General features: G+C 66.8%; 20 protein-coding genes. 9 read left to right on the top strand and 11 right to left on the bottom strand.

Going from position 1 to position 22,304, the window contains the following annotated elements:
- Window positions 1–7: 7 nt before the first annotated feature.
- On the bottom strand, window positions 8–622 hold the full coding sequence (locus ACSQ3P_RS16380) for a J domain-containing protein (RefSeq protein ID WP_310147347.1): 615 nt from the start codon (window positions 620–622) through the stop codon (window positions 8–10).
- 224 nt (window positions 623–846) lie between these two features.
- Here ACSQ3P_RS16380 and ACSQ3P_RS16375 point away from each other — a divergent pair, with 224 nt between their 5' ends.
- Window positions 847–1,119 (top strand): BolA family protein, encoded by a 273-nt coding sequence (locus ACSQ3P_RS16375; protein ID WP_436166754.1) that lies wholly within the window; start codon window positions 847–849, stop codon window positions 1,117–1,119.
- 33 nt (window positions 1,120–1,152) lie between these two features.
- Here ACSQ3P_RS16375 and ACSQ3P_RS16370 read toward each other — a convergent pair whose 3' ends face one another.
- From ACSQ3P_RS16370 to ACSQ3P_RS16360, 3 genes are all read right to left on the bottom strand, one after another.
- Window positions 1,153–2,346, bottom strand: coding sequence for an MFS transporter (locus ACSQ3P_RS16370; protein WP_436166593.1), 1,194 nt, complete (start codon window positions 2,344–2,346; stop codon window positions 1,153–1,155).
- Between the two features lie 25 nt (window positions 2,347–2,371).
- The gene (locus tag ACSQ3P_RS16365; RefSeq protein WP_436166592.1) at window positions 2,372–3,541 is read right to left on the bottom strand and encodes an acetyl-CoA acetyltransferase; all 1,170 of its coding nucleotides are present in this window, start codon (window positions 3,539–3,541) and stop codon (window positions 2,372–2,374) included.
- Between the two features lie 265 nt (window positions 3,542–3,806).
- Entirely contained in the window at window positions 3,807–4,712 is a 906-nt protein-coding gene (locus tag ACSQ3P_RS16360; protein ID WP_436166591.1) for an EamA family transporter, read from the bottom strand.
- Between the two features lie 187 nt (window positions 4,713–4,899).
- Between ACSQ3P_RS16360 and ACSQ3P_RS16355 the strand changes: the two genes are divergently transcribed.
- The 4 genes from ACSQ3P_RS16355 to ACSQ3P_RS16340 all read left to right on the top strand — a co-directional run bounded on the left by ACSQ3P_RS16355 (window position 4,900) and on the right by ACSQ3P_RS16340 (window position 9,869).
- Window positions 4,900–6,513: a serine hydrolase gene (locus ACSQ3P_RS16355; RefSeq protein ID WP_436166590.1), complete on the top strand. Its 1,614-nt coding sequence runs from the start codon at window positions 4,900–4,902 to the stop codon at window positions 6,511–6,513.
- Window positions 6,514–6,523: 10 nt separating this feature from the next.
- Entirely contained in the window at window positions 6,524–7,426 is a 903-nt protein-coding gene (locus ACSQ3P_RS16350) for a DMT family transporter (RefSeq protein ID WP_436166589.1), read from the top strand.
- A gap of 18 nt (window positions 7,427–7,444) precedes the next feature.
- Window positions 7,445–8,596, top strand: a complete 1,152-nt coding sequence (locus ACSQ3P_RS16345; protein WP_436166588.1) for a CobW family GTP-binding protein — start codon at window positions 7,445–7,447, stop codon at window positions 8,594–8,596.
- Window positions 8,597–8,720: 124 nt separating this feature from the next.
- Window positions 8,721–9,869, top strand: a complete 1,149-nt coding sequence (locus tag ACSQ3P_RS16340; protein WP_436166587.1) for a GNAT family N-acetyltransferase — start codon at window positions 8,721–8,723, stop codon at window positions 9,867–9,869.
- On the opposite strand, the gene ACSQ3P_RS16335 is transcribed toward ACSQ3P_RS16340, so the two are convergent.
- The 3 genes from ACSQ3P_RS16335 to ACSQ3P_RS16325 form a co-directional block, all read right to left on the bottom strand.
- Window positions 9,838–11,454: an acyl-CoA synthetase gene (locus ACSQ3P_RS16335; protein ID WP_436166753.1), complete on the bottom strand. Its 1,617-nt coding sequence runs from the start codon at window positions 11,452–11,454 to the stop codon at window positions 9,838–9,840. The genes ACSQ3P_RS16340 and ACSQ3P_RS16335 overlap by 32 nt on opposite strands.
- 102 nt (window positions 11,455–11,556) lie before the next feature.
- On the bottom strand, window positions 11,557–12,621 hold the full coding sequence (locus tag ACSQ3P_RS16330) for an ABC transporter substrate-binding protein (RefSeq protein WP_436166586.1): 1,065 nt from the start codon (window positions 12,619–12,621) through the stop codon (window positions 11,557–11,559).
- 201 nt (window positions 12,622–12,822) lie between these two features.
- Window positions 12,823–13,278, bottom strand: a complete 456-nt coding sequence (locus ACSQ3P_RS16325) for an Lrp/AsnC ligand binding domain-containing protein (RefSeq protein ID WP_069693100.1) — start codon at window positions 13,276–13,278, stop codon at window positions 12,823–12,825.
- A gap of 131 nt (window positions 13,279–13,409) precedes the next feature.
- Here ACSQ3P_RS16325 and putA point away from each other — a divergent pair, with 131 nt between their 5' ends.
- The gene (putA, locus tag ACSQ3P_RS16320) at window positions 13,410–16,529 is read left to right on the top strand and encodes a bifunctional proline dehydrogenase/L-glutamate gamma-semialdehyde dehydrogenase PutA (RefSeq protein WP_436166585.1); all 3,120 of its coding nucleotides are present in this window, start codon (window positions 13,410–13,412) and stop codon (window positions 16,527–16,529) included.
- Between the two features lie 165 nt (window positions 16,530–16,694).
- Here putA and ACSQ3P_RS16315 read toward each other — a convergent pair whose 3' ends face one another.
- A complete protein-coding gene (locus ACSQ3P_RS16315) occupies window positions 16,695–17,795 on the bottom strand; it encodes an NADH:flavin oxidoreductase/NADH oxidase (RefSeq protein ID WP_436166584.1) in 1,101 nt (366 codons plus the stop codon).
- A 93-nt stretch (window positions 17,796–17,888) separates the two neighbouring features.
- Between ACSQ3P_RS16315 and ACSQ3P_RS16310 the strand changes: the two genes are divergently transcribed.
- From ACSQ3P_RS16310 to ACSQ3P_RS16300, 3 genes are all read left to right on the top strand, one after another.
- Complete coding sequence (locus ACSQ3P_RS16310; RefSeq protein ID WP_436166583.1) at window positions 17,889–18,194, top strand: ArsR/SmtB family transcription factor; 306 nt, start codon at window positions 17,889–17,891, stop codon at window positions 18,192–18,194.
- Between the two features lie 51 nt (window positions 18,195–18,245).
- Window positions 18,246–18,758, top strand: coding sequence for an RNA pyrophosphohydrolase (locus ACSQ3P_RS16305; protein ID WP_436166582.1), 513 nt, complete (start codon window positions 18,246–18,248; stop codon window positions 18,756–18,758).
- A 143-nt stretch (window positions 18,759–18,901) separates the two neighbouring features.
- The gene (locus tag ACSQ3P_RS16300) at window positions 18,902–19,285 is read left to right on the top strand and encodes a VOC family protein (RefSeq protein WP_436166581.1); all 384 of its coding nucleotides are present in this window, start codon (window positions 18,902–18,904) and stop codon (window positions 19,283–19,285) included.
- A gap of 51 nt (window positions 19,286–19,336) precedes the next feature.
- On the opposite strand, the gene ACSQ3P_RS16295 is transcribed toward ACSQ3P_RS16300, so the two are convergent.
- The 3 genes from ACSQ3P_RS16295 to ACSQ3P_RS16285 all read right to left on the bottom strand — a co-directional run bounded on the left by ACSQ3P_RS16295 (window position 19,337) and on the right by ACSQ3P_RS16285 (window position 22,269).
- Complete coding sequence (locus ACSQ3P_RS16295) at window positions 19,337–19,750, bottom strand: F0F1 ATP synthase subunit epsilon (protein WP_436166580.1); 414 nt, start codon at window positions 19,748–19,750, stop codon at window positions 19,337–19,339.
- Between the two features lie 106 nt (window positions 19,751–19,856).
- Entirely contained in the window at window positions 19,857–21,338 is a 1,482-nt protein-coding gene (gene atpD / locus ACSQ3P_RS16290; RefSeq protein WP_092167799.1) for a F0F1 ATP synthase subunit beta, read from the bottom strand.
- 61 nt (window positions 21,339–21,399) lie between these two features.
- Complete coding sequence (locus tag ACSQ3P_RS16285; protein ID WP_092167801.1) at window positions 21,400–22,269, bottom strand: F0F1 ATP synthase subunit gamma; 870 nt, start codon at window positions 22,267–22,269, stop codon at window positions 21,400–21,402.
- Between the last annotated feature and the right edge of the window lie 35 nt (window positions 22,270–22,304).

Raw genomic sequence — 22,304 nt, 5'->3', positions numbered from 1 at the left:
TGACACCCTAAACCATCCCCACGCTCTTCAATTGCTGATAGGCCTTCAGGATCTCCTGAAGCGTGCCTTCGCGCGAGCGGTCGCCGCCATTGGCGTCGGGGTGGAAGCGCTTCACCAGTTCCTTGTAGCGCGCCTTGATCGCGGCGGAATCGGCCGTGATGTCGAGATTGAGAGCCTCGAGCGCCTTCCTGGCGACGACGCCGACGCGCGGCTCCGGATTGGCCGCCTCCTGGGCGCGCCGGGAGCCGAAGATGTTGAAGCCGTCCTGCACATCGGCCTCACCGCCACCCGCCACGCGCCCGCGCTGGGCCATCCGCGCCGCCTTGGAGTTGACGCCGAGCTTCCAGGTCGGCCGATGGCCGATCTCCTCCTGCTTCGCATAGGCGGCCAGCGCCTCGTCATCCATGCCGGCGAAATAATTATAGGTCGCGTTGTAGGCCTTCACATGCTCCATGCAGAACAGGAAGAACTTGCCCTCGCGGCCGCGCCCCTGGGGCGCGCGGAATTCGCCCACCCGGGAACAGCCGGCGTGGTCGCAGCGGGGCGCATCGGATTCCTCGACCGCTTCCGCCTCGGAAGGGCCGATCCTGATACGGTCGAAAAGGCGTGAGTTGAAGTTCATGCTCGAATGGTTATGAGACGCGCAATCGGAACCGGCAAGTGCGGCGCAACATGCACCAGCCGATCCCCCCAAGAGCAGGATGCGAAAAAGTGGGAACCGGTTTTTCGCATTGATCCTGCTCTCACTCTTAAGATGTAGAGACGGATTCAGATTTCAGATGGAACCGCTTCGTGATTCCATCTGAAATCATCCGGCTCTATGACGACCGGAAGAATGTCGCGATCATGACCGCAATGGCTGAACGCATTACCAAGAAGCTGGAAAGCGCCTTGTCGCCGCAGCGCTTGAAGGTGATCGATGAATCGCACCAGCATCAGGGCCATGGTGGTTGGCGCGAAGGCGGCGAGACGCATTTCAGGGTTGATATCGTATCGGAAGCCTTTTCCGGCAAGAGCCGATTGGAGCGTCACCGCATGGTCAACGCCGCGCTGGCGCAGGAGCTGACGGATGGCGTGCATGCGTTGGCGATCGTGGCGCGTGGTCCTGGCGAGAGCTGAGCCCGCTCACGGCGTAACGCGGGCCCGAGACCCTTACCCCTCCGCCCGCTCCGGCGTGAACGCATAGACCACAGCCGCCCCAAGCAGCAGCGCCGCAAACCCCCAATGCAGGTTGGCGAAGGTCGTCGCCGCGTCGAAGCCTGAGGCGCGCTGGGTCGCGATGAACCAGCCCGAGCCGGACTGGAGCAGAGCAGCGCCCGAGATGAACAGGAAGTTCACCGCCGTCATGCCGCGCCCGAGCAGATGGGCCGGGAAGAAGATGCGCGCATGCGCCATCAGGACCGCATAGGTGAAGCCGACAGCTCCGATCGCCGAGAACAGCACGACGGCCAGCGCAGCCGAGGAACCGCCCGTCAGCGCCAGCAAGGCGAAGGCGACCGCCGTCGCGACCGTGCCCCAGAGCACCAGCGGCTTGACCCGTCCGACAAATTTTTCGAGCCCACCATAGAGGAAGGCGCCGCCGACCATTGCTAGCGCCATCGCGGTCGCGGCATTGCCGGCGGTGATGGCGTCGAAACCATGGACGTCGCCCATGAAGGGAGCGATCCACAAGCCCCGCGCCGTCGCCACGATGGCGTAGCCGATCAGGGTGATCGGCGCGAGCAGCCAGAGCGGCCGCAATCGCAGAATGCTGGCGAGCCCCTCGACCAGGCCCTCAGCCTTGCCGGAAGCGCTTTCCGCCCGTGGCGGATCGCGCAGCAGCACAGCGGCCAGCAGCGTCGCGACCAGGAAGCACGCTGCCATCGCCAGCATCGCCGTCCGCCAGCCATAATGCGCCGAAGCGACCGCCAGCGGCCCGGCCGCGAGGATATTGCCGAGCGAGCCGAGGCCGATCAGCACCGAAGTCAGGAAGGCGAAGCGCGCCGGCTCCGCCGTCCGCGCGAACAGGAACAGCGAGGCCATGAAGATCGGCGCGCAGCCGATACCGATCAGCGCCATGGCAAAGGTCCCCGCCAGGGCATTGCTCGCCATGGCAAAGAGCACCGCTCCGACCGAGCCGACCGCCATCGCAACCGTGACCGTTCGCCGCGGTCCAAGCCGGTCGAGCGCCCAGCCGATCGGGAATTGCGAGACGGCGAAGGCGATGAACCAGGCCGCGCCGAGAAAGCCGAGTTCGCGCGGCCCTATCCCTAAATCCGCCATCACCGGGTTGGCGATGACGCTCAGGAACGACCGGTAGAAGATCGAGAGGAAATAGGCCGGCAGCAGCGCGAAGAAGACGGTCACAGGGCGAACCGGCGTATCGGCCGCGTCACTTGATCCGCTCGAGCACCGAGACGTAGTTGGCGACCGCCGCCCCGCCCATGTTGAAAATGCCGCCGAGCTTGGCGTCATGCACCTGCATGCCCTCCGGCGCCTCGCCGACGAGCTGCATCGCGCTCAGCACATGCATGGAGACGCCGGTCGCGCCGATCGGATGGCCCTTGGCCTTGAGGCCGCCGGAGACATTGACCGGCAGCCTGCCGTCCTTCTGGGTCCAGCCTTCCTTGATCGCGCGTGCGCCGTCGCCTTCCCGGGTCAGGCCCATCGCCTCATATTCGATGAGTTCGGCAATGGTGAAGCAGTCATGCGTCTCGACGAAGGAAAGGTCGTCGAGCGTGACGCCGGCCTGCGCCAGCGCCTGCTTCCAGGCCACGGTGCAGCCTTCGAACTTCAGGATGTCGCGCCGCGACAGCGGCAGGAAGTCCTGGACATGGGCCATGCCGCGGAAACCGACGGCGCGGCGCATGCCCATCGCGGTCTCCGTATCGGCCAGCACGATCGCTGCCGCGCCGTCCGAGACCAGCGAACAGTCGGTGCGCTTCAGCGGGCCGGCGACGTAAGGGTTCTTCTCGCTCTCCTCGCGACAGAAGGCGTAGCCCAGATCCTTGCGCATCTGCGCATAGGGGTTGTCGACGCCGTTCTTGTGGTTCTTGGCGGCGATCATCGCCAGCGCATCCGACTGGTCGCCATGGCGCTGGAAATAGGCGGCCGCGATCTGCCCGAAGACGCCGGCGAAGCCGCCGGTCGTCTCGCCCTCCTCCTTGAGATAGGAGGCCTTCAACAGGAACTTGCCGATATCGGCGGAGGGCGTCTTGGTCATCTGCTCGACACCGACGACGAGCACGATCTTGGCATCGCCGGCCCTGATCGCGCGCGCGCCCTGATGCACTGCGGCGGAACCGGTAGCGCAGGCGTTCTCGACGCGGGTGGTCGGCTTGAAGCGCAGCGCCGGGTCGGCCTGCAGCACGAGCGAGGCAGTGAAATCCTGCGCGGAGAAGCCGGCATTGTAGTGCCCGAGCACGATCTCATCGACCTGGTCGGCCGTGATCCCGGCATCGACCAGCGCGTCGGTGGCGACCCGCACGATCAGGCTTTCGATGGTCTCGGCATCCTGCTTGCCGAACGGCGTGTGGGCCCAGCCGACGATCGCAGCGCTCATGACATTCTCCCTGAAAACCAGCTTTTCAGTCTAAGTGCGCTTCGCAAGCGCACCCTGCAAGCCGGCAGAAGCGCATTTCTACCGTGCGCGGAAAGAGGGGCCACGATGCGGACCAAAGCGTTTTCGAGCGAAGTGGACACCGGTTCGCGTGAAGAAAACGCGTTAAGATAAAGAGCCAGAGCTGTTGAACGATCCAATTGGATCGGAAACTGCTTTTAAGACGGGCTTTATCGTCTCTTTACCGATCAAAAGCGGAGCGAAGACGTCAGGAAATCGCCAGCAACAGCAGCGCGCCGACGCCGAGAACGATCAGCGCCATGCCCACCAGCTCGCGGCGGCTCGTGCCTTCCGCGAAGATGCGGCGCGAGGCGATCTGCGCCAGCGGCACCTCGATCAGCGCAAGCGTGCGCACATTTGCGGCGCTGGTCAGCGAGAAGCCAAGGAACCAGCATTGCGAGGCGGCAGCGCCCAGAAAGCCCGCCGAGAGCGAGCGGCGCCAGTTGCGCAGGCTCATGACCAGGGCCGGGCGGTTCGCGACCAGCATGTAGAACGTCAGCAGCACGGTCTGGAGCGTGAGGCCAAGCGCCAGGATCGTCGTGGCGCGGATGAAGAAGCCACCCTCCGGCAAAGCCTGGATCGCGCCACGAAAGCCGATCGCCGACAGCGCGAAGAAGGCTCCCGACCCGATGCCGAGCACAGCCGGGCGCATGCCGGCGGCGGTCAGTTTCTGGCCGGGCTTCCAGGACACGACGATGACGCCGATCGTCGCGACGATGATCGCCGCGAATTTCCCCCAGCCAAGTGGGTCGCCCAGCAGCAGCGCCCCGAAGATCGCCACCTGCACCGGTTCGGTCTTGGTGTAGGCGGTCGTCACGGCGAAGGAATGGGTGCGCATCGCCGCCAGCATCAGTGCGGTCGCCGCGATCTGCGCCAGCGCGCCACCGAGCGCGAAGGCAAGCACCTTGCCGTCGATCGCCGGCGGCGTCCGGGCCGCGACGAGACAGACCAGGACCAGAAACAGCAGCGCGAAGGGCAGGCCGAACAGGAAGCGCACCTGCGTTGCGCCGACGACGCCGATGATGTCGGTCAGCGAGCGCTGCGTCAGATTGCGCGCGGTCTGCAGGAGCGAGGCCGCGATCGTCGCGGGAATCCAGAGAAGGGCGAGGCTCACGCGGCTTAATCCATCACAAGGGCAGAGGCCTTTTGGACCCCTGGCCGCGACTAGGCAAATCGCTCCGCTCCGGGTAGGTATGCGTCTGCGGGCGAACAAAAACGTCCGCCGTCTCGAAAATGCCGCACGCGTCGCGTTGAACCCGCCAGCTTCCGTCTCCGCGTCCCCACAGGTTCAAGACCGCACGATGATCTCATCCCGCCTTGCCGCCGTCCTCGCCTTTGGCCTTGTTCTCGCCGGACCCGCAGCGGCTGGCACCAGCCTCGTGATCGACGCCTCGAGCGGCGCGGTTCTCTCGGCCGAGAATCCGAGCCAGGCCTGGCACCCGGCTTCGACGACGAAGATGATGACGACCTATCTCGCCCTGAAGGCGGTGCGCGAGCGGCGGCTCGGCCTGGAGACCGCGATCCCGGTCTCGAAGCTTGCGGCCGGCCAACCGCGCGTCAAGGTCTATATCAAGGCCGGGCAGGAGATCACGCTCGACAACGCGCTCCGCATCATGCTGGTCAAATCGGCCAACGATATCGCCTATGTCATCGCCGAGGGCGTCGGCGGCAATGTCGAGACCTTCGTCGGCATGATGAATGCGGAAGCCGCGCGGCTGGGCATGCGCGACACCCGTTTCGTCAATCCCAATGGCTGGCACAGCCCCGAGCAGCAGGCCAGCGCGCGCGATCTCGCAATCCTCGCCATGGCGCTGATGCGCGAATTCCCGGATTACGCCGACTACTGGAACACGCCCTCGGTCCAGCTCGGCAAGCAGGTGCTGAACAACACCAACGGGCTCGTCGGCCGCTATTCCGGCATCAACGGCATGAAGACCGGCTTCGTCTGCGCCTCGGGCTTCAATGTGGTCGCAACCGCGACGCGCGGCGGCCGCACCCTGATCGCGGTCGTGCTGGGCGCACTCTCGGGCGCCGAGCGCACCGTGAAGGCCGCGCAGCTGCTGGACGAGGGTTTCGGCAAATGGGGCGGCCTCGGCTACGACGTCACCTCCCTTCCCGCCAGCGGAACCCGTGCCCCCAATATTTGCGACGATGTCCGCCGCAAGGGCGGCGGGGCAGCGCTCGCCGACGATGTCGATGTTTCCGGGCCGATCTCCGGCCTGACGACCGCCGGCGGGGTCGGCGGCAACGCCGATGGCGCCGGCGACCGCTTCCTGGCCATGAGCCCGCAGCCGCGCGCGACGGGTGCCATGCTGTCGCGCGCGCCGTCCGGCCGCATCGTGCTGGGCCCGCGCGCCGAGACCACCCCCGTTCCCGTCGCCTTCGGCCGCACGGCTGGCTCGGCTTCCGCCCCGCTTGCGGCCAATGCCACGGGCCGGCCCGACAGCCAGTTCGCGCGCGGCGCGACACCCGTGATCGCGCCCGACAAGCCTGTCGCCGCCAGCCTGTTCGGCGGCGGCACGCCGGGCCTGTTCGGCGACACACGGCCCCGCACAGCCTCCAGCAATGGTGGCATCCCGGGAGCGACCACCGCCTTCGCTCCGACGGGTGGCGCAGCGCAACCGTCGGCCGATGCCTTCCAGGCCGGGCCTCTCAAGCTCCAGGGCGCCGTGCAGCCGGGCAAGGCGACGGCCTCGAGCCTGCGCCCCGGTGCAGCAGCCGGCATCAAACCCGCAGCCCGCCCGCCGGCCAAGCCCCTGCTCGCCAAACCCAAAGGCGACAGCAAGACCGATTCCAAGAGCGAGGCGGAGAAGGCCAAGCCCGGCCAGGCCGCAGCCAAGCTCCAGCCCGCCAAGCCACCGGCGAAGACAAAGGCTACGCCGGCGCCCAAGCCCAAGCCGAACGACGACGCCTGAGCCACATGCCTTGACCGCCGATCGCGACCGCGCCGCCAGGCAGCACGGGTTCCTCTTCGCCCTCGGCTCGGCGGCCGCGTACGGCACCAATATCGTCAGCGCCCAGATCGCAGGACAAGCCGGCCTCAGCGGGCCATTGCTGGTGTTCTACCGCGTCTTCCTGATGCTGGCGCTCGCCAGCCTGGTCGCCCTGCTCTGGCGCGCCTCGCTCGCCGTGCCACGCGGCGAGCGCCGGGCCCTGGCCCTGTTCGGCTTCGCCAGCGCGGGGGTCGGCTGCGCCTATCTCTCCTCGGTCGCCTTCGTCCCGGTCAGCGTTGCCGCCGTCGTCTTCTACACCTTCCCGATCCTGATCATCCTGGCCGAGCCCCTGCTCACCTCGGCCCGCTTCAGCCTGGACCGGCTGGCGGTGGCGTTGCTCGCCTTTGCCGGGGTCGCGATGGTGGTCGGGCCGGACCTCCACGGCCTCGACCCGCGCGGGCTCATGCTCGCGCTGGCGGCAAGTGTGCTCGCCGCGACGCAGTTCTTCGCTGCCAACGCCAGCCCCACGACACCGCTGCTACCCCGGCTGTTCTGGTCACATCTGATGATCCTGCCAATCGCCGCCGGCATCCTTGTCCTGATGGGCGGATTCCTGTCGCCCGGCGCGCTGGCGCTCGCGCCCGGCGCGGTCGCGGTGACGATCGGCGGCTACCTGATCGGCTTCCTGCTCCAGGTCCTGGCCCTGATGCGCGTCGCTCCCGGAAATGCCGGCCTCGCCTTCTGCGCCGAGCCGGTCTTCGCCGTCGCGGTCGCAGCCCTCATGCTCGGCGAACGCCTCGGCGCCTTGCAATATGCCGGCGGCGCCCTTGTCGTGGCCGCGATCATGGCTAATGTAATACTAGAACAAAATCGACGCCTCCTGGCGCCGGCCTGAAGCCAGAAGCCCAGACGCATGACCGGCCCCGAGACCAGACCCGCCCCAATCCCACTGACCCTGCTGACCGGCTTCCTCGGCGCAGGCAAGACGACGCTACTGAACCGCCTGCTCAAGGACCCGGCGCTCTCCGAGACCGTCGTCATCGTCAATGAATTCGGCGAGGTCGGCCTCGACCACCTGATGATCGAGGGCGTCGAGGAGAACATGATCCTGCTCGCCTCCGGCTGCCTCTGCTGCACGATCCGCGACGATCTCATCGTCACGCTGGAGGATCTGCTGCGCCGCCGGGACAATGGCCGGATCGCGCCGTTCCAGCGCGTGGTGATCGAGACGACGGGCCTCGCCGACCCCGCGCCGATCCTGAACGTGCTGATCAACCACCCCTATCTCGCCATGCGCTTCAAGCTCGACGGCGTGGTGACGCTGGTCGACGCCGTCAACGGCATGGCGACGCTCGACGCCCATGAGGAAGCGGTGAAGCAGGTCGTCGCGGCCGACCGCCTCATCCTGACCAAGGCCGACCTCGCCCCCAATGAGGCCGAACTCGCGCCGCTGCGCGACAGGCTGGCCGCGCTCAACCCGGGCATCACCCTGCTGAAGCCCGATGCAGCGGCGAAGGCTCTCGTCGGTTCCGGGCTCTACGATCTCGCCGAACGTCCGCAGATGCTACGGCAATGGCTCGCTGACGAGGCTCTCGGCGAGGCCGATCACCATCATGGCCAGGATCATGCTCATGTCGACCATGCTCATGACGACCACCACGGACACGACCACCACCATCATCACGGGCATGACCATCACGACGTGAACCGGCACGATGCCAGCATCCGCGCCTTCGCGCTCACAGCCGATGCGCCGATCGCGCAGGCGACCTTCGATCTGTTCTGGACCCTGCTGCGCTCGACGCATGGCCCCAAGCTGCTGCGATTGAAGGGGCTGGTGAACCTCGCCGAGCATCCCGGGCAGCCCCTGCTGGTCCATGCCGTCCAGCAGATCCTGCATCCGCCGCTCCTGCTCGAGGCCTGGCCGGACGCCGACCATCGCTCCCGACTCGTGCTCATCGTTAGAGATATCGACCCCACCGTGGTGGAGCGGCTCTGGGCCGCCTTTCTCGGACAGACATCCCATGCCAGAGCTGCGGCCTCCGGCCATAATGTCACGGCCTGAGGCAGGAGCCTTACGGCCCCATTCTTGAAGTCCTCCCGACCGGGGATTGCTCCCAACGCCGCGCCGTGCCGATCCGGCACAAGCCCGCGCCAGGACGATCCAGCACAGCGCCGGGCAGGATCGCATGAATCAGATCATCGCTTTGAAGGGCCTCTCCCCGGGCAAGCTCACGGCCTATGCCGCGCCCGCACCAAGCCGAGCCCCGGACGCAGCGATCACGACCGAGATCCGCCTGCTCTCCGCCTGCGGCGAGATCCGGCAGGCCTGGACGGAGCTCGCCGCGCGCGCGATCGAGCCCAATCTGTTCTTCGAGCCGGATTTCGCGCTCGCGGCAGCGCAACACCTGATCGCCTTCCGCGACGTCGCGGTGCTGCTCGCCTGGCAGGGACCGACCGGTTCCGCGCAGCGACGCCTTCTTGGCCTGATCCCCTGCTTTCCGCGCAACCGGCTATTCGTGCCCGACGAATTGATCGGCTTCTCCGACCGGCGCATCTTCAACGGGGCGCCATTGCTCGACGCCGCGCAGGCGCAAGCCGTCCTCGCGGCCGTGCTGAGCCTGCGCCAGGGCTGGGTGCTGGAGGGGCGCGGGCTGGTTCTGCGCCAGATCAACATGGCGAGCCCCTTGATCGCACCGATCCGGCGCGCCGCCGAAACGCTCGGGCTGGGCACGACCTTGAGCCCTGCGAACCTGCCGCTTCCACGGCGACACAGCGCACCAGCGCCCAACGATATCGAGGCGATGCAGCAGGCCCTGGCACGGCGCGGCAAACTCGAGCTGGTCGAGGCCACATCGCGCACGGAACTGCGGGACGCGGTCGAGATCCTGCTGGCGATGGAGGCTTCCGGCCCGCAAGGCCGCGCCGGCAAGGCGGTCTTGCAAGACACTCGCGAGGTCGGCTTCCTGCGCGCCATGACACGGGCGCTTGCCCGTTCCAGGCAATCCCGTGTCGCCCTGCTGACGCTGAACGGGCGGCCGATCGCCGGTGCGCTGGTCATCGGGCGGGCGAAAGGCGGTTGGCTCTACATGGCCGCGCGGGAGGAGAGCGAAGCGCCCTTCTTCCCCGAGCAAGTCGTGCTCGCATTGATGCGGCAAGCGGCGCCGGACCGAACGATCCTGCAGCCAGTGCCATCAACCAGCGGTCCGGACGCCGCCGGTTTCGGCGAGGTGCGGCTCTTGCCCCGGGCCACAGGCAAGCCGCGCGATCTCGCCGGCCGAGCGCGCGCGGCCCTGCGGCGCGGCTTCAGGCTTCCGCCCGCAAGAGCCGCCGGATGATCTTGCCGGTGGTGGTGAGCGGCAACTCATCGCGAAACGCGATCTCGCGCGGATATTCATGCGCGGAGAGCCGCTTGCGCACGAAGGCCTGAAGCTCGGCGGCGAGCGCCTCGGACGGCTCGCGGCCGGCTTTCAACACGACGAAGGCCTTGACGATCTCGGTCCTGAGCGCATCGGGCTTGCCGACGACGGCCGCCAGCGACACCGCCTCATGCTTCAGCAGGCAATCCTCGATCTCGCCCGGTCCGATGCGATAGCCCGACGAGGTGATGACATCATCGTCGCGGCCGATGAAGCGGACATAGCCTTGCGCATCCTGCACGCCTTGATCGCCGGTCGTCATCCAGTCGCCGATGAATTTTTCCGCCGTCGCCTCGGGCTTGCGCCAATAGCCCAGGAACATCACCGGGTCGGGCCGACGCACTGCGATCTGGCCTTCTTCATCCGCCGCGCAGATGGAGCCGTCGGGGCGGATGATGGCGACCTCATGGCCCGGCACCGCCTTGCCGATGCAGCCCGGCCGGCTGATGCCGATCGTAGCGCAGGAGGCGAGCACGAGATTGCACTCGGTCTGGCCATAGGCCTCGTTGACGGTGAGCCCCAGCGCTTCGCGCCCCCAGGCCAGGGTCTCGGCGCCCAGCGCCTCCCCGGCCGAAGCGATCGTGCGCAGCTTGAGCGCGAAGCGCTCGCGCGGCCTGTCGACGCTGCGCAGCATCCTGAGCGCGGTCGGCGGCACGAAGGCGTTGCGAATGCCGAGATCGGCGATGAGGCGATAGGCCTCCTCCGGCTCGAAGCGTGTCACCGGCCGCGCCACGACGGCGACGCCGAAATGCAAGCTGGGCAGCAGCATGTTGAGCAAGCCGCCGGCCCAGGCCCAATCGGCCGGGGTCCAGGCGAGATCGCCCGGTTGTGGCAGGAACTCATGCGGCATCTGCACGCCCGGCAGATGGCCCGGCAGGACGCGGTGGCCATGCAGCGCGCCCTTGGGATTGCCGGTGGTGCCGGAGGTGTAGATCATCAGGGCCGGGTCGTCGGGACCGGTATCGACGGCCGTGAAATCCGGGCTCGCCTGCGCCAGCAGGCTTTCCCAATCCTGCGTCGCCCCCTGCGCGCCGTCGGTCGAGATCACCAAACCGAGTTCGGGCAGCGGCTCGGCGATCTGCCCGACCTTGATGAGCCCGGCCGCATCCGTGATCAGGACCTTGGCAGCGGCGTCGCCCAGCCGGTAGGCCAGTGCATCGACCCCGAACAGGGCCGCCAGCGGCACCGCGATGGCGCCAAGCTTGTAGGCGGCGAGATGAGCTGTCAGCACGCTGCGCCCCTGCGGCAGCAGGATCGCGATCCGGTCGCCCCGCCCGACGCCGCGCGACCGCAGCGCATTGGCGAGCCGGTTCGACTGCTCGCGCAGATGCCCGAAGCTGACCGGGCTTACCCGCCAGTCCTGCGAGACCTCGATGATCGCGGTGCGCTGCGGCTCGGCAGCCGCCCAGCGGTCGCAGATGTCGACGGCGATGTTGTAGCGGGCGGGGATGCGCCAGCGGAAGGCCGCACGCAAGCCGTCATAGTCGCGCAGATCGGGCAGTATCAAGGTGATGGGGTCCGGCGAAAAGGCGCGGCACGATAGGCAGAGCGCCCCGCGCTGTCACCTTGGCGCTAGGTCAAGCCTGCCGCGGCGAGGCAAGACCGCTCAGAATTGCCGCTCCGCGACCGGCGGCAGGAACGCGTCCGTGAACGCGTCGCCCGCTCTTGCCTTGTCCTTGAAGCTGTAGGTCAGGCCGATCTGGTCAAGCGCACGCTCCCAGCGCGCCTTGTCGATGCCGCCGAACCCGTTCGCCTTGGCGAAGGGCGTCACCACATTCTGGTCGAGCGTCATCTTCAGGCGCTCCAACTCGACCTCGCCCCTGGCGATGTCGTTGCGCTTGATCACCAATTGCGCGCCGAGGTCGGGATCCGCGACGGTGTCCCTGATGCTCCTGGCGAGCGCCCGCAGCAGTCCGCGCAGCGCCTCGGGTTTCTCCGCCAGGAATTTGGGCGAGACCATGATGGCGTTGCCGTAGAGCTCGACGCCGTAATCGGCCATCAGCAGGACGACGATGTCGTCGACCGGGACGCCGCGCGACTTCAGGTTGATATAGGAGGAGTTGGCGTAGCCGAACACGGCGTCGACCTCGCCCGAAGCCAGCATCGGCTCACGCACGGGGAAGCCGACATTCTCCAGCCGCATCTTGCTGTCGTCGAGTTTGTTGATGGTCTTGAAGATCGGCCATTGCGCGAAAGCCGCGTCCGCCGCGGGCGCGCCGAACTTGCGGCCTTCCAGGCTCTTCACATCGGCGCTGACGCCGCGGCTCTTGCGCCCGACGATCGCGAAGGGCGGCTTGTCATAGACCATCATCACGGCCTTGAGATCGACGCCGGGGTTCTCGTCGCGGTAGCGGATCAGCGAATTCACGTCGCCGAAGCCGACATCATAGGCGCCCGAGGCCACGCGCGGCACTGCTTCGCGCGAGCCGTTTCCGGGCTCGATCGCGACATCGAGCCCTTCGGCTTTGAAGTATCCCTTCTCGACCCCCATCAGGAACAGAGCCGCCGGCCCCTCGAACCGCCAGTCGAGCGTGAAGCGCACGGTCGTCTGCGCCTGGGCTGGCCCGATCATCGCCAAGGGCGCGGTCGCCGCGAGCAGGAAAGCTGCACCGAGGCGGGCGATGCCACGCCGGGACAACGCCACGGCCGGGGCATGCGAAGGGTTGGGCATCTCGAACTCCGGAGGAACGGACGGGCGCGGACCTGGCTGAACGTAGAGATCGAACCGGCGACCGGCGGGCCGAACGATCATGCCTCCAAACTGGCGGAGCCACACGACAGGTCAAGTACAAAGCGCCCTTTGCGCAAGCAGAGCGCGAAGAAAAAAGCGGCGTTCCGCTCGATCAGGTTTTTCGCATCCTGCTCTCGGGAATCAGAGCGGCAGCGCCCCGTCGGTCTTGACCTCTTCCATCACCGCATAGGTGCGCGTCTCACGCACCGCCGGCAGGGCCAGCAGAACCTCGCCGAGGAAGCGGCGATAGGCATTCATGTCGGCGACGCGCGTCTTGACCAGATAGTCGAAGCCGCCGGCGACCATGTGGCACTCCAGCACCTCGGGCGCCCGCTTCACGGCCGCAGCGAAGCGCTCGAACGCATCGGGCGTCGTCTTGTCGAGATAGACCTCGACGAAGACCAGCAGGTTGAGCCCGAGCTTCAGCGGATCGAGCGTCGCGCGATAGCCGGTGATGTAGCCCTCGCGCGACAGGCGCTTGAGCCGTTCGCCCACCGCCGTCGGCGAGAGCCCGACCTTTTCGGCAAGCTCGACGCCGGCAATGCGGCCGTCGGATTGCAGAAGGGAGAGGATACGGCGGTCGGTGCGGTCCAGCACGGGATTATTCTCTATAATTAAAGCCAGAAACCAACATTAATACGGGCAATATCGGAAAATAGCCAATTGATATGCGGCCCAAGAGGCCCGATCCTTCAGATCATCCCGCCCCACTCATCTGGAGCCGTTTCATGGCCACCGCCGCCCCGCGTTTCGTCGAAGCGCCAGCCCTGTCCGCTTTCCGCGTTCCCTATGCGGAAGACGATGGCGCGACCGCCGCGACGCTGCTGACTAGGGCCCGGCGCGAGCCTGCCGCCAAGGCGCGCATCGACGCCCGCGCCACCGAACTGATCGAGGCGATCCGCACCCGCAAGGTCGGATTGGGCGGCATCGAGGAGTTGCTGCGCGAATATTCGCTTTCGACCAAGGAGGGGCTGGCCCTGATGGTGCTGGCCGAGGCGCTGCTGCGCGTGCCCGACGCGGCGACCGCCGACCGGCTGATCGAAGACAAGCTCGGCCAGGGCGACTTCGCCAATCACGAATCGAAATCGGACGCCTTCCTGGTCTCGGCTTCGGCCTGGGCGCTCGGGATCACCGCGCGTGTCATCCAACCCGGCGAAACGCCGACGGGCATCATCGGCAGCCTCGCCAAGCGCCTCGGCGTGCCGACAGTGCGCACCGCGACGCGCCAGGCCATGCGCGTGATGGGCAACCATTTCGTGCTCGGCCAGACCATCGAGGAGGCGCTGAAGCGCGCCGGCTCCAAGACCGGCAAGCTCTATCGCTATTCCTTCGACATGCTGGGCGAAGGCGCACGCACGCAAGCCGACGCCGACCGCTATCTCGCCTCCTACAGCGCCGCGATCGACGCGATCGGCCGCTCCGCCGGCAATGAGCCGCTGCCGAACCGGCCGGGCATCTCGGTCAAGCTCTCGGCCCTGCATCCGCGCTATGACGCGACCAATCACGAGCGCGTGCTGGCCGAACTGACGCCCAAGGTCATCAAGCTCGCACAGCAGGCCAAATCCTACGATCTCAACTTCACCATCGACGCCGAGGAGGCCGACCGGCTCGAACTCTCGCTCGACGTCATCGACGCCGTGGTGGCCGATGCCTCGCTCGCCGGCTGGGACGGCTTCGGCCTCGCCATCCAGGCCTATCAGAAGCGTGCCTCGGCCGTGATCGACCATATCGCGGCGCTGGCCGAGGCCCATGGCCGTCGCATGATGGTGCGCCTCGTCAAGGGCGCCTATTGGGACACCGAGTTGAAGCGCGCCCAGGAGCGCGGTCTCGCCGACTACCCCGTCTTCACCCGCAAGGCGATGACCGACCTGAATTACGAGGCCTGCGCCGCGCAGTTGCTGCGCCTGCGGCCGCGCATCATCCCGCAATTCGCGACGCATAACGCGCTGACGGTCGCGAGCGTCGCCGAGATGGCCGGTGACGCCGAGAATTTTGAGTTCCAGCGCCTGCACGGCATGGGCGAAGCGCTTTATGAGAAGCTGCTGGCGGACAAGGCGGGCTATGCCTGCCGCACCTACGCGCCGGTCGGCGGCCATCAGGATCTGCTCGCTTATCTCGTGCGCCGCCTGCTCGAGAACGGCGCCAACTCCTCCTTCGTCAGCGTCTCCGGCGATCCTGACGTGCCGGTCGCGCAACTGCTGGTGCCGCCCGCCGACCTGATCGGCAATGCGGGCGCCGCCCGGCATCGTCGCATCCCGCTGCCGGCCGACCTTTACGGCCCGTCGCGGAAGAACTCGGCCGGCGTCGAGCTCGGCCATGCCGAGAGCCTGGATGCCCTGCTGGCCGAGATCGCGGCAGCCACCGCCAAGCCCTTCCCGGACGCCGGCACGATCATCGACGGCAAGACAGTGGGTGGAACGCCCCGCCCGGTCCTCTCGCCGATCGACGGCAAGGCGATCGGCACTGTCGCGGAAGCCGACGCCGCCTTGGCCGGCCGCGCCATGCTCGCCGCCAAGGCCGGCTTCGATGAGTGGAATCGCACGCCGGCCCGCACGCGCGCCGCAGCTTTGCGCAAGGCCGCCGACCTGATGGAGGCAAAGCGCGGCCTGCTGCTCGCCTTGCTCCAGGCCGAGGCGGGCAAGACGCTCGACGACGCCATCTCCGAGGTTCGCGAGGCGGTCGATTTCTGCCGCTATTATGCCGCCGAGGCCGAGGCCAAATTCGCCACGCCGACCGCCCTCCCCGGCCCGACCGGCGAGGAAAACCGCCTGATCCTGCGCGGGCGCGGCCCGTTCCTGTGCATCGCGCCGTGGAACTTCCCGCTCGCCATCTTCGCCGGGCAAGTCGCGGCCGCGCTCGTCGCCGGCAACAGCGTCGTCGCCAAGCCCGCCCCGCAGACGCCGCTGATCGCCGCCGTGACCGTGCGCCTGCTGCACGAGGCCGGCGTGCCCGTCTCGGCCCTGCACCTCACTCCTGGAGACGGCGCGCTCGGCGCGGCGCTGGTCGCGCATCCCGCTGTGGCCGGCGTCGCCTTCACCGGCTCGACCGCGACCGCCCGTGCCATCAACCGCGCTCTCGCAGCCAAGGATGGGCCAATCGTCCCGCTCATCGCCGAGACCGGCGGCCTCAACGCCATGATCGTCGATGCGACGGCGCTGGCCGAGCAGGTTGCCGACGACGTCGTGATGTCGGCCTTCCGCTCAGCCGGCCAGCGCTGCTCGGCCCTGCGCCTGCTCGTGGTGCAGGAGGACGTCGCCGACAAGATGGTCGAGATGATCACCGGCGCCGGCGGCGAATTGAAGCTCGGCGATCCCCGCCGGATCGAGACCCATATCGGCCCGGTCATCGACGCCGCCGCCAAGCAGCGGCTCGACAGCCATGTCGAGGCAATGCGCAAGCTTGGCCGCATCGTTTGGGCCGGCGACACGCCCGCGCTGGGCGGCACCTTCGTCGCCCCCCATGTCGTCTCGCTGAACAGCATCGCGGAGCTCGATCGCGAGCATTTCGGCCCGATCCTGCATGTCGTCCGCTGGAAGTCGGGTCAGCTAGACAAGGTCATCGAAGCGATCGAGGCGACCGGCTACGGCCTGACGCTGGGCGTGCATTCGCGCATCGAGACCACCGTCGAGGAGGTCGTGAGCCGCCTCTCGACCGGCAACATCTACGTCAACCGCAACATCATCGGCGCGGTCGTCGGCGTACAGCCCTTCGGCGGCCATGGCCTCTCGGGCACCGGCCCCAAGGCCGGCGGGCCGAACTACCTGATGCGCTTTGCCACCGAGCAGACCGTGACGGTGAACACGGCCGCCGCCGGCGGCAATGCCAGCTTGATCGCCATGGGGGAGTGACAGGAGGGGCCACAGGCCCCTCTAGAGCAGGATGCGAAAAAGTGGGAACCGGTTTTTCGCATCGATCCTGCTCTAACTCTTAGGTGAGAGACGGATTCAGATTTCAGATGGGATCACTTCGTGAGCCCATCTGAAATCATCCGGCTCTTGCATCACGCTCTTGCATCACGCGGCGCGGTAGCGCGACAGCCAGTGGGCGTAGGGCGCCGGCAGCGTCTTCCAGGCTGCGTCCTCGATGCCCAGCGCCTTTGCCGCCGCATAAGGCCAGTGCGGGTCGGCCAGCAGCGGCCGGCCGAGCGTGACGAGATCGACCTTGCCCTCGCGCACCAGCGCATCGGCCTGCTCGGGCTGGCTGATGTACCAGCTCGTCGAGGCCGGAAGGCCGCTCTCGCGCCGCACACGCTCGGCAACGGGCGCCAGGAAGGCCGGCCCCCACGGAATCTTGGCCTCGTTGGTCGAGAAGCCGACGCTGACATCGATGAAGTCGAGCCCCTCGGCCTTGAGGCGCTTCACCAGTTCAATGGCCTCGACCAGCGTCTCCTCGTCCTGCCCGTCATATTCGATCACGCCGAGCCGGGCCGAGAGCGGGCGATCCTCCGGCCAGACCTTGCGGACCGCCACGAGCGTCTCGATCAGGAAGCGGGCGCGGTTCTCGAAGCTGCCGCCATAGGCGTCGTCGCGCTTGTTGGCGTGGCGCGACAGGAAGCTCTGCGCCAGATAGCCATGGGCGAAATGCAGCTTCAGCCACTGGATGCCGATATCGCGGGCCCGCTCCGCCGCGGCGACGAAATCGCCGCGCACGCGCTCGATATCGGCCAACGTCATCGCCCGCGGCACACGCCCGAGGCCGCCGCCCTGAGCAACGGCGGACGGCGCGATGGTCTCCCAGCCGCGAGGATCGCCGACCGCGATATGGTCGTCGCCTTCCCAGGGCAGGTTGGCGCTGGCCTTGCGGCCGGCATGGCCGATCTGGATGCCGGCGACCGCACCGGCCTTGCCCATCTCGGCGACGATCGGTGCCAACGCTTCGGCCTGCGCGTCGTTCCACAGTCCGAGGCAGGCGGGCGTGATCCGCCCCTCCGGCGAGACGCCGGTGGCTTCGATGACGACCAGGCCGGCACCGCCCCGCGCCAGCCCGGCGAGATGGGCGCGGTGCCATTCATTGGCGACGCCGTCCTGAGCCGAATACTGGCACATCGGCGAGGTCACGATACGGTTGCGAAGCGTGACGTTCTTCAGGCTGAAGGGGTCGAAAAGACCAGGCATTGAGCGGCTCCGCGCTAAAGGGGTTCGATTATTCGATAGTTCGATATTTTTCGAATTTTGGCAACATCAAAACCCTGTGATAGGCTCGTCACCATGCGACATGCCCGCCTGCCTGCTTCGGAAGAGATCGCGATCGAGGACGTCTTTCACGCGTTGAGCGATCCGTTTCGGCTGGAGATCGTCTGCAGGCTGGCAGCCGAAGGCGAAGCGAGCTGCCAGGCGCTCGAAGGCGACCGTCCGAAATCCAGCGTCTCCCATCATTTCCGCGTCCTGCGCGAAGCCGGGCTGATCCGGACACGGAACGAGGGCGCGACACGGATGAACGCATTGCGTCGGGAGGACATCGAGCGCCGTTTCCCGGGGCTGCTTTCCTGTGTTCTCTCGGCCCGCAACGACTGAGGTTCTCGTCCGCCCGTTTCGCTCGCCGACACGGTGTCCTAAGCTCGCTGGATGGACCTGCCTTATCGCCCCAATGTCGGCATCGCCCTGTTCAACGCCAGCGGCCTGGTTTTCGCCGGCCGCTCGCACAGCGCCGGCCCGGAGATCGTGCAGCCCGGTTTCGACTGGCAGATGCCGCAAGGCGGCATCGATCCCGACGAGGACATCGTTGCGGCAGCGCGTCGCGAGCTCACTGAGGAAACAGGCGTGGCCAGCGCCACCTTCCTGGCAGTGACCGAGGATTGGTGGACTTACGACTTCCCGCCCTATGACGGCCCGGCGCATAAGCTCTGCGCCTTCAGGGGGCAGAGGCAGCGCTGGGTCGCCTTCTGCCTCAAAGGGCCGGACAGCGAGATCGACATCACTCGCCCCAATGGCGATGAGCCGGCCGAGTTCAGTGAGTGGGCCTGGCTGCCCTTGGCTGAGATGCCGGCGCGCATCGTGCCGTTCAAGCGACCGGTCTATGAGCGTGTCGTGAAGGCCTTCTCGCATTTCGCCGCGCCTAGTGTCCCGCCCTCACCCTGACGGCCCGAGAGCCGGATGATTTCAGATGGGGTCACAAAGTGATCCCATCTGAAATCTGAATCCGTCTCTCATCTAGAAGTGAGAGCAGGATCAATGCGAAAAACCGGTACCCACTTTTTCGCATCCTGCTCTAGGAGACTGCGATGAGCCCGATCAGCTTCGACCATTGCGTCATTCACGTCTCGGACTGGGAGCGCTCGAATGCCTTCTACCGCGACGTGATCGGAGCCGAGATTCTGCGCAACGGCGCGGGCTTCGTCTATCGTATCGGCGCGGCGCAATTGAACTGCCATGGGCCAGGCCTCAACCCGATCCCGGTCGCGCGCCTGCCGGTGCCGCCCGGAGGCAGCGATCTCTGCTTCACCTGGGCGGGGCCGATCGTCGACGCCATCGCGCATCTGGAGACGCGGAAGGTCGCGATTGAACTCGGCCCGGTTCCGCGCTTCGGCCGTGGCGGCCCGGGAACCAGCGTCTATTTCCGCGATCCCGACGGCTCGCTGCTGGAGTTCATCAGCTACTCCGCATGAAAAAGGCCGCTCACGCGGCCTTTTGACAGTCTCTGAGGTAAAGGCTGACGCCTACGCCGCCTTGCGCTGCTCGAAGACGTGCTTGAACTCGCGGAGCTGGACGAGCGTGTCGTGCAGGCGCTTCTTCTCGTCGTCATTATGCGAGCCGGTATACTTCATCTCGGCCGTCAGGATTTCCTGATCGAGGACGGCCGTATCGACGTCCTCGATGAAGCGGCCCTGCTCGGCCAGGATTGTCGTCGCGGCGTGGTTGACCTCGACGAGGCCGCCATTGACGAAGAATTCCTTGCCGTTGCTGTCCGTCGTCTGGACGAAGACGATGCCCGCCTTCAGCGTCGCGACCAGCGGCGCATGGCCTGCGAGCACGGTGATCTCGCCCTCGACGGACGGAACGATGACGCTGACGACATCGCCCGAGAACAGGATGCGCTCAGGCGAGACGAGTTCGAACTTGAAGGTTGCCATTGCTACTCTCTTCCGGGCTCGTCATGGCCGGGCTTGACCCGGCCATCTCGAAAACCAGTGTGCACTCGTCCAGAGTTTCTCGGGACGAGCCCGAGAATGACGCCCCTTACGCCGCTTCGGCGGCCAGGCGCTGGGCCTTCTCGATCGCTTCGTCGATCGAGCCGACCATGTAGAAGGCGGCTTCCGGCAGGTGGTCGTACTTGCCCTCGACCAGGCCCTTGAAGCCCTTGATCGTGTCCTCGAGCGCGACCAGCTTGCCCGGCGAGCCGGTGAAGATTTCCGCGACGTGGAAGGGCTGCGACAGGAAGCGCTCGATCTTGCGGGCGCGGGCGACCGAGATCTTGTCCTCTTCCGAGAGCTCGTCCATGCCCAGGATCGCGATGATGTCCTGCAGCGCCTTGTAGCGCTGGAGAATCTGCTGGACCTGGCGGGCGATGGCGTAATGCTCTTCGCCGACGATCGCCGCCGAGAGCATGCGCGAGGTCGAGTCGAGCGGGTCGACCGCCGGATAGATGCCCTTTTCCGCGATCGAGCGCGACAGCACGGTCGTGGCGTCAAGGTGGGCGAAGGAGGTCGCGGGCGCCGGGTCGGTCAGGTCGTCGGCCGGCACGTAGATCGCCTGCACCGAGGTGATCGAGCCCTTATTGGTGGTGGTGATGCGCTCCTGCAGGTTGCCCATGTCGGTCGCCAGCGTCGGCTGGTAACCCACCGCCGAGGGAATGCGGCCGAGCAGAGCCGACACTTCCGAGCCCGCCTGCGTGAAGCGGAAGATGTTGTCGACGAAGAACAGCACGTCCTGGCCCTGGTCGCGGAAATGCTCGGCGACGGTCAGACCCGACAAGGCGACGCGCATGCGGGCGCCCGGAGGCTCGTTCATCTGGCCGTAGACCAGGGCGCATTTCGAGCCCTTGGCCGAGCCGCCATGCTCCTTCGGATCGACGTTGACCTTGGACTCGATCATCTCGTGATAGAGATCGTTGCCTTCGCGGGTGCGCTCACCGACACCGGCGAACACCGAATAGCCGCCATGGGCCTTCGCGACGTTGTTGATCAGCTCCATGATCAGCACGGTCTTGCCGACGCCGGCGCCGCCGAACAGGCCGATCTTGCCGCCCCTGGCGTAAGGCGCCAGCAGGTCGACGACCTTGATGCCGGTGACGAGGATTTGCGCCTCGGTCGACTGCTCGGAATAGGACGGCGCCGGCTGGTGGATGCCGCGCGTCGTGGCAGCGCCGATCGGGCCGAGTTCGTCAACCGGCTCGCCGATGACGTTCATGATGCGGCCGAGGCACTCATCGCCGACCGGCACCGAGATCGGCGCGCCGGTGTCGGTGACCGACTGGCCGCGAACCAGGCCTTCGGAGGAGTCCATCGCGATGGTGCGGACCGTGTTCTCGCCGAGATGCTGGGCGACTTCGAGAACCAGGCGGTTCCCAAGGTTATCCGTCTCGAGCGCGTTCAGGATCTCCGGCAGAGCACCGTCGAACTGCACGTCAACGACGGCGCCGATAACCTGCACGATGCGGCCGGTGCCGGTGTTGGCAGGCTTCTCTGCGGCGACGGTCTTCTTGGTAGCGGCTTTGGCCATGGTTTCGAACCTCGGGTACAGCGTGTCGGGTGGCCGGCATGCCAGCCTAATTGCTAGACGTTTAGAGCGCTTCCGCGCCGGAGATGATTTCGATCAGTTCCTTGGTGATCATCGCCTGACGCGAGCGGTTGTAGAGCTGCGTCTGCTTCTTGATCATTTCGCCGGCATTGCGCGTGGCGGAATCCATCGCCGACATGCGCGCGCCCTGCTCGGAAGCCGCGTTCTCCAGGATCGCGCGCAGCACCTGCACCGTGAGGTTGCGCGGCAGCAGCGTCTCCAGGATCTCGCCTTCGTCGGGCTCGTAGTCGTAGACGGCCTCGGTCGCCTTCGTGCCGGCCGGGATCTCGGCGGGAATGATGCGCTGCGCCGTCGGGATCTGCGAGATCACCGACTTGAACTTCGAGAAGAACAGCGTCGCGACGTCGAACTCGCCCTCGGCGAAGCGCGCCAGGATGTTCTGGGCGATCGCCTCGGCATTGACGAAGCCGACCTGCTTGAAAGCGCGCAGGTCGATCAGCTCGATGATGTCCTTCTCGAACTGGCGCTTCAGGACGTCATGGCCCTTCTTGCCGACGCAGATGATCTTGACCGTCTTGCCTTCGGCCTTGAGCGCATTCGCCTTGTCGCGCGCCAGACGCGCGATCGAGGAGTTGAACGCACCACAAAGCCCGCGCTCGGCCGTGCAGACCACCAGCAGATGCACCTTGTCGGCGCCCGTGCCGGCGATCAGCTTAGGCGCGCTCGAGCCCGAGACGCCGGAGGCCAGATTGGCCAGCACCGTCTCCATGCGCTCGGCATAGGGACGCGCCGCTTCGGCCGCAGCCTGCGCCCGGCGCAGCTTCGCAGCCGCCACCATCTGCATGGCCTTGGTGATCTTCTGCGTCGCCTTCACGGAGGCGATGCGGTTTCGTAGATCCTTCAAGGAAGGCATCGACGATCCTCATATTGGCGGAGCGCTGAGCGCCC

The sequence above is a fragment of the Allobosea sp. LjRoot9 genome, from assembly GCF_964252745.1.
Classification (GTDB): domain Bacteria; phylum Pseudomonadota; class Alphaproteobacteria; order Rhizobiales; family Beijerinckiaceae; genus Allobosea.
The sequence above is the reverse complement of the archived record's forward strand: the minus strand, read 5'-3'. Positions and strand labels throughout refer to the sequence as shown.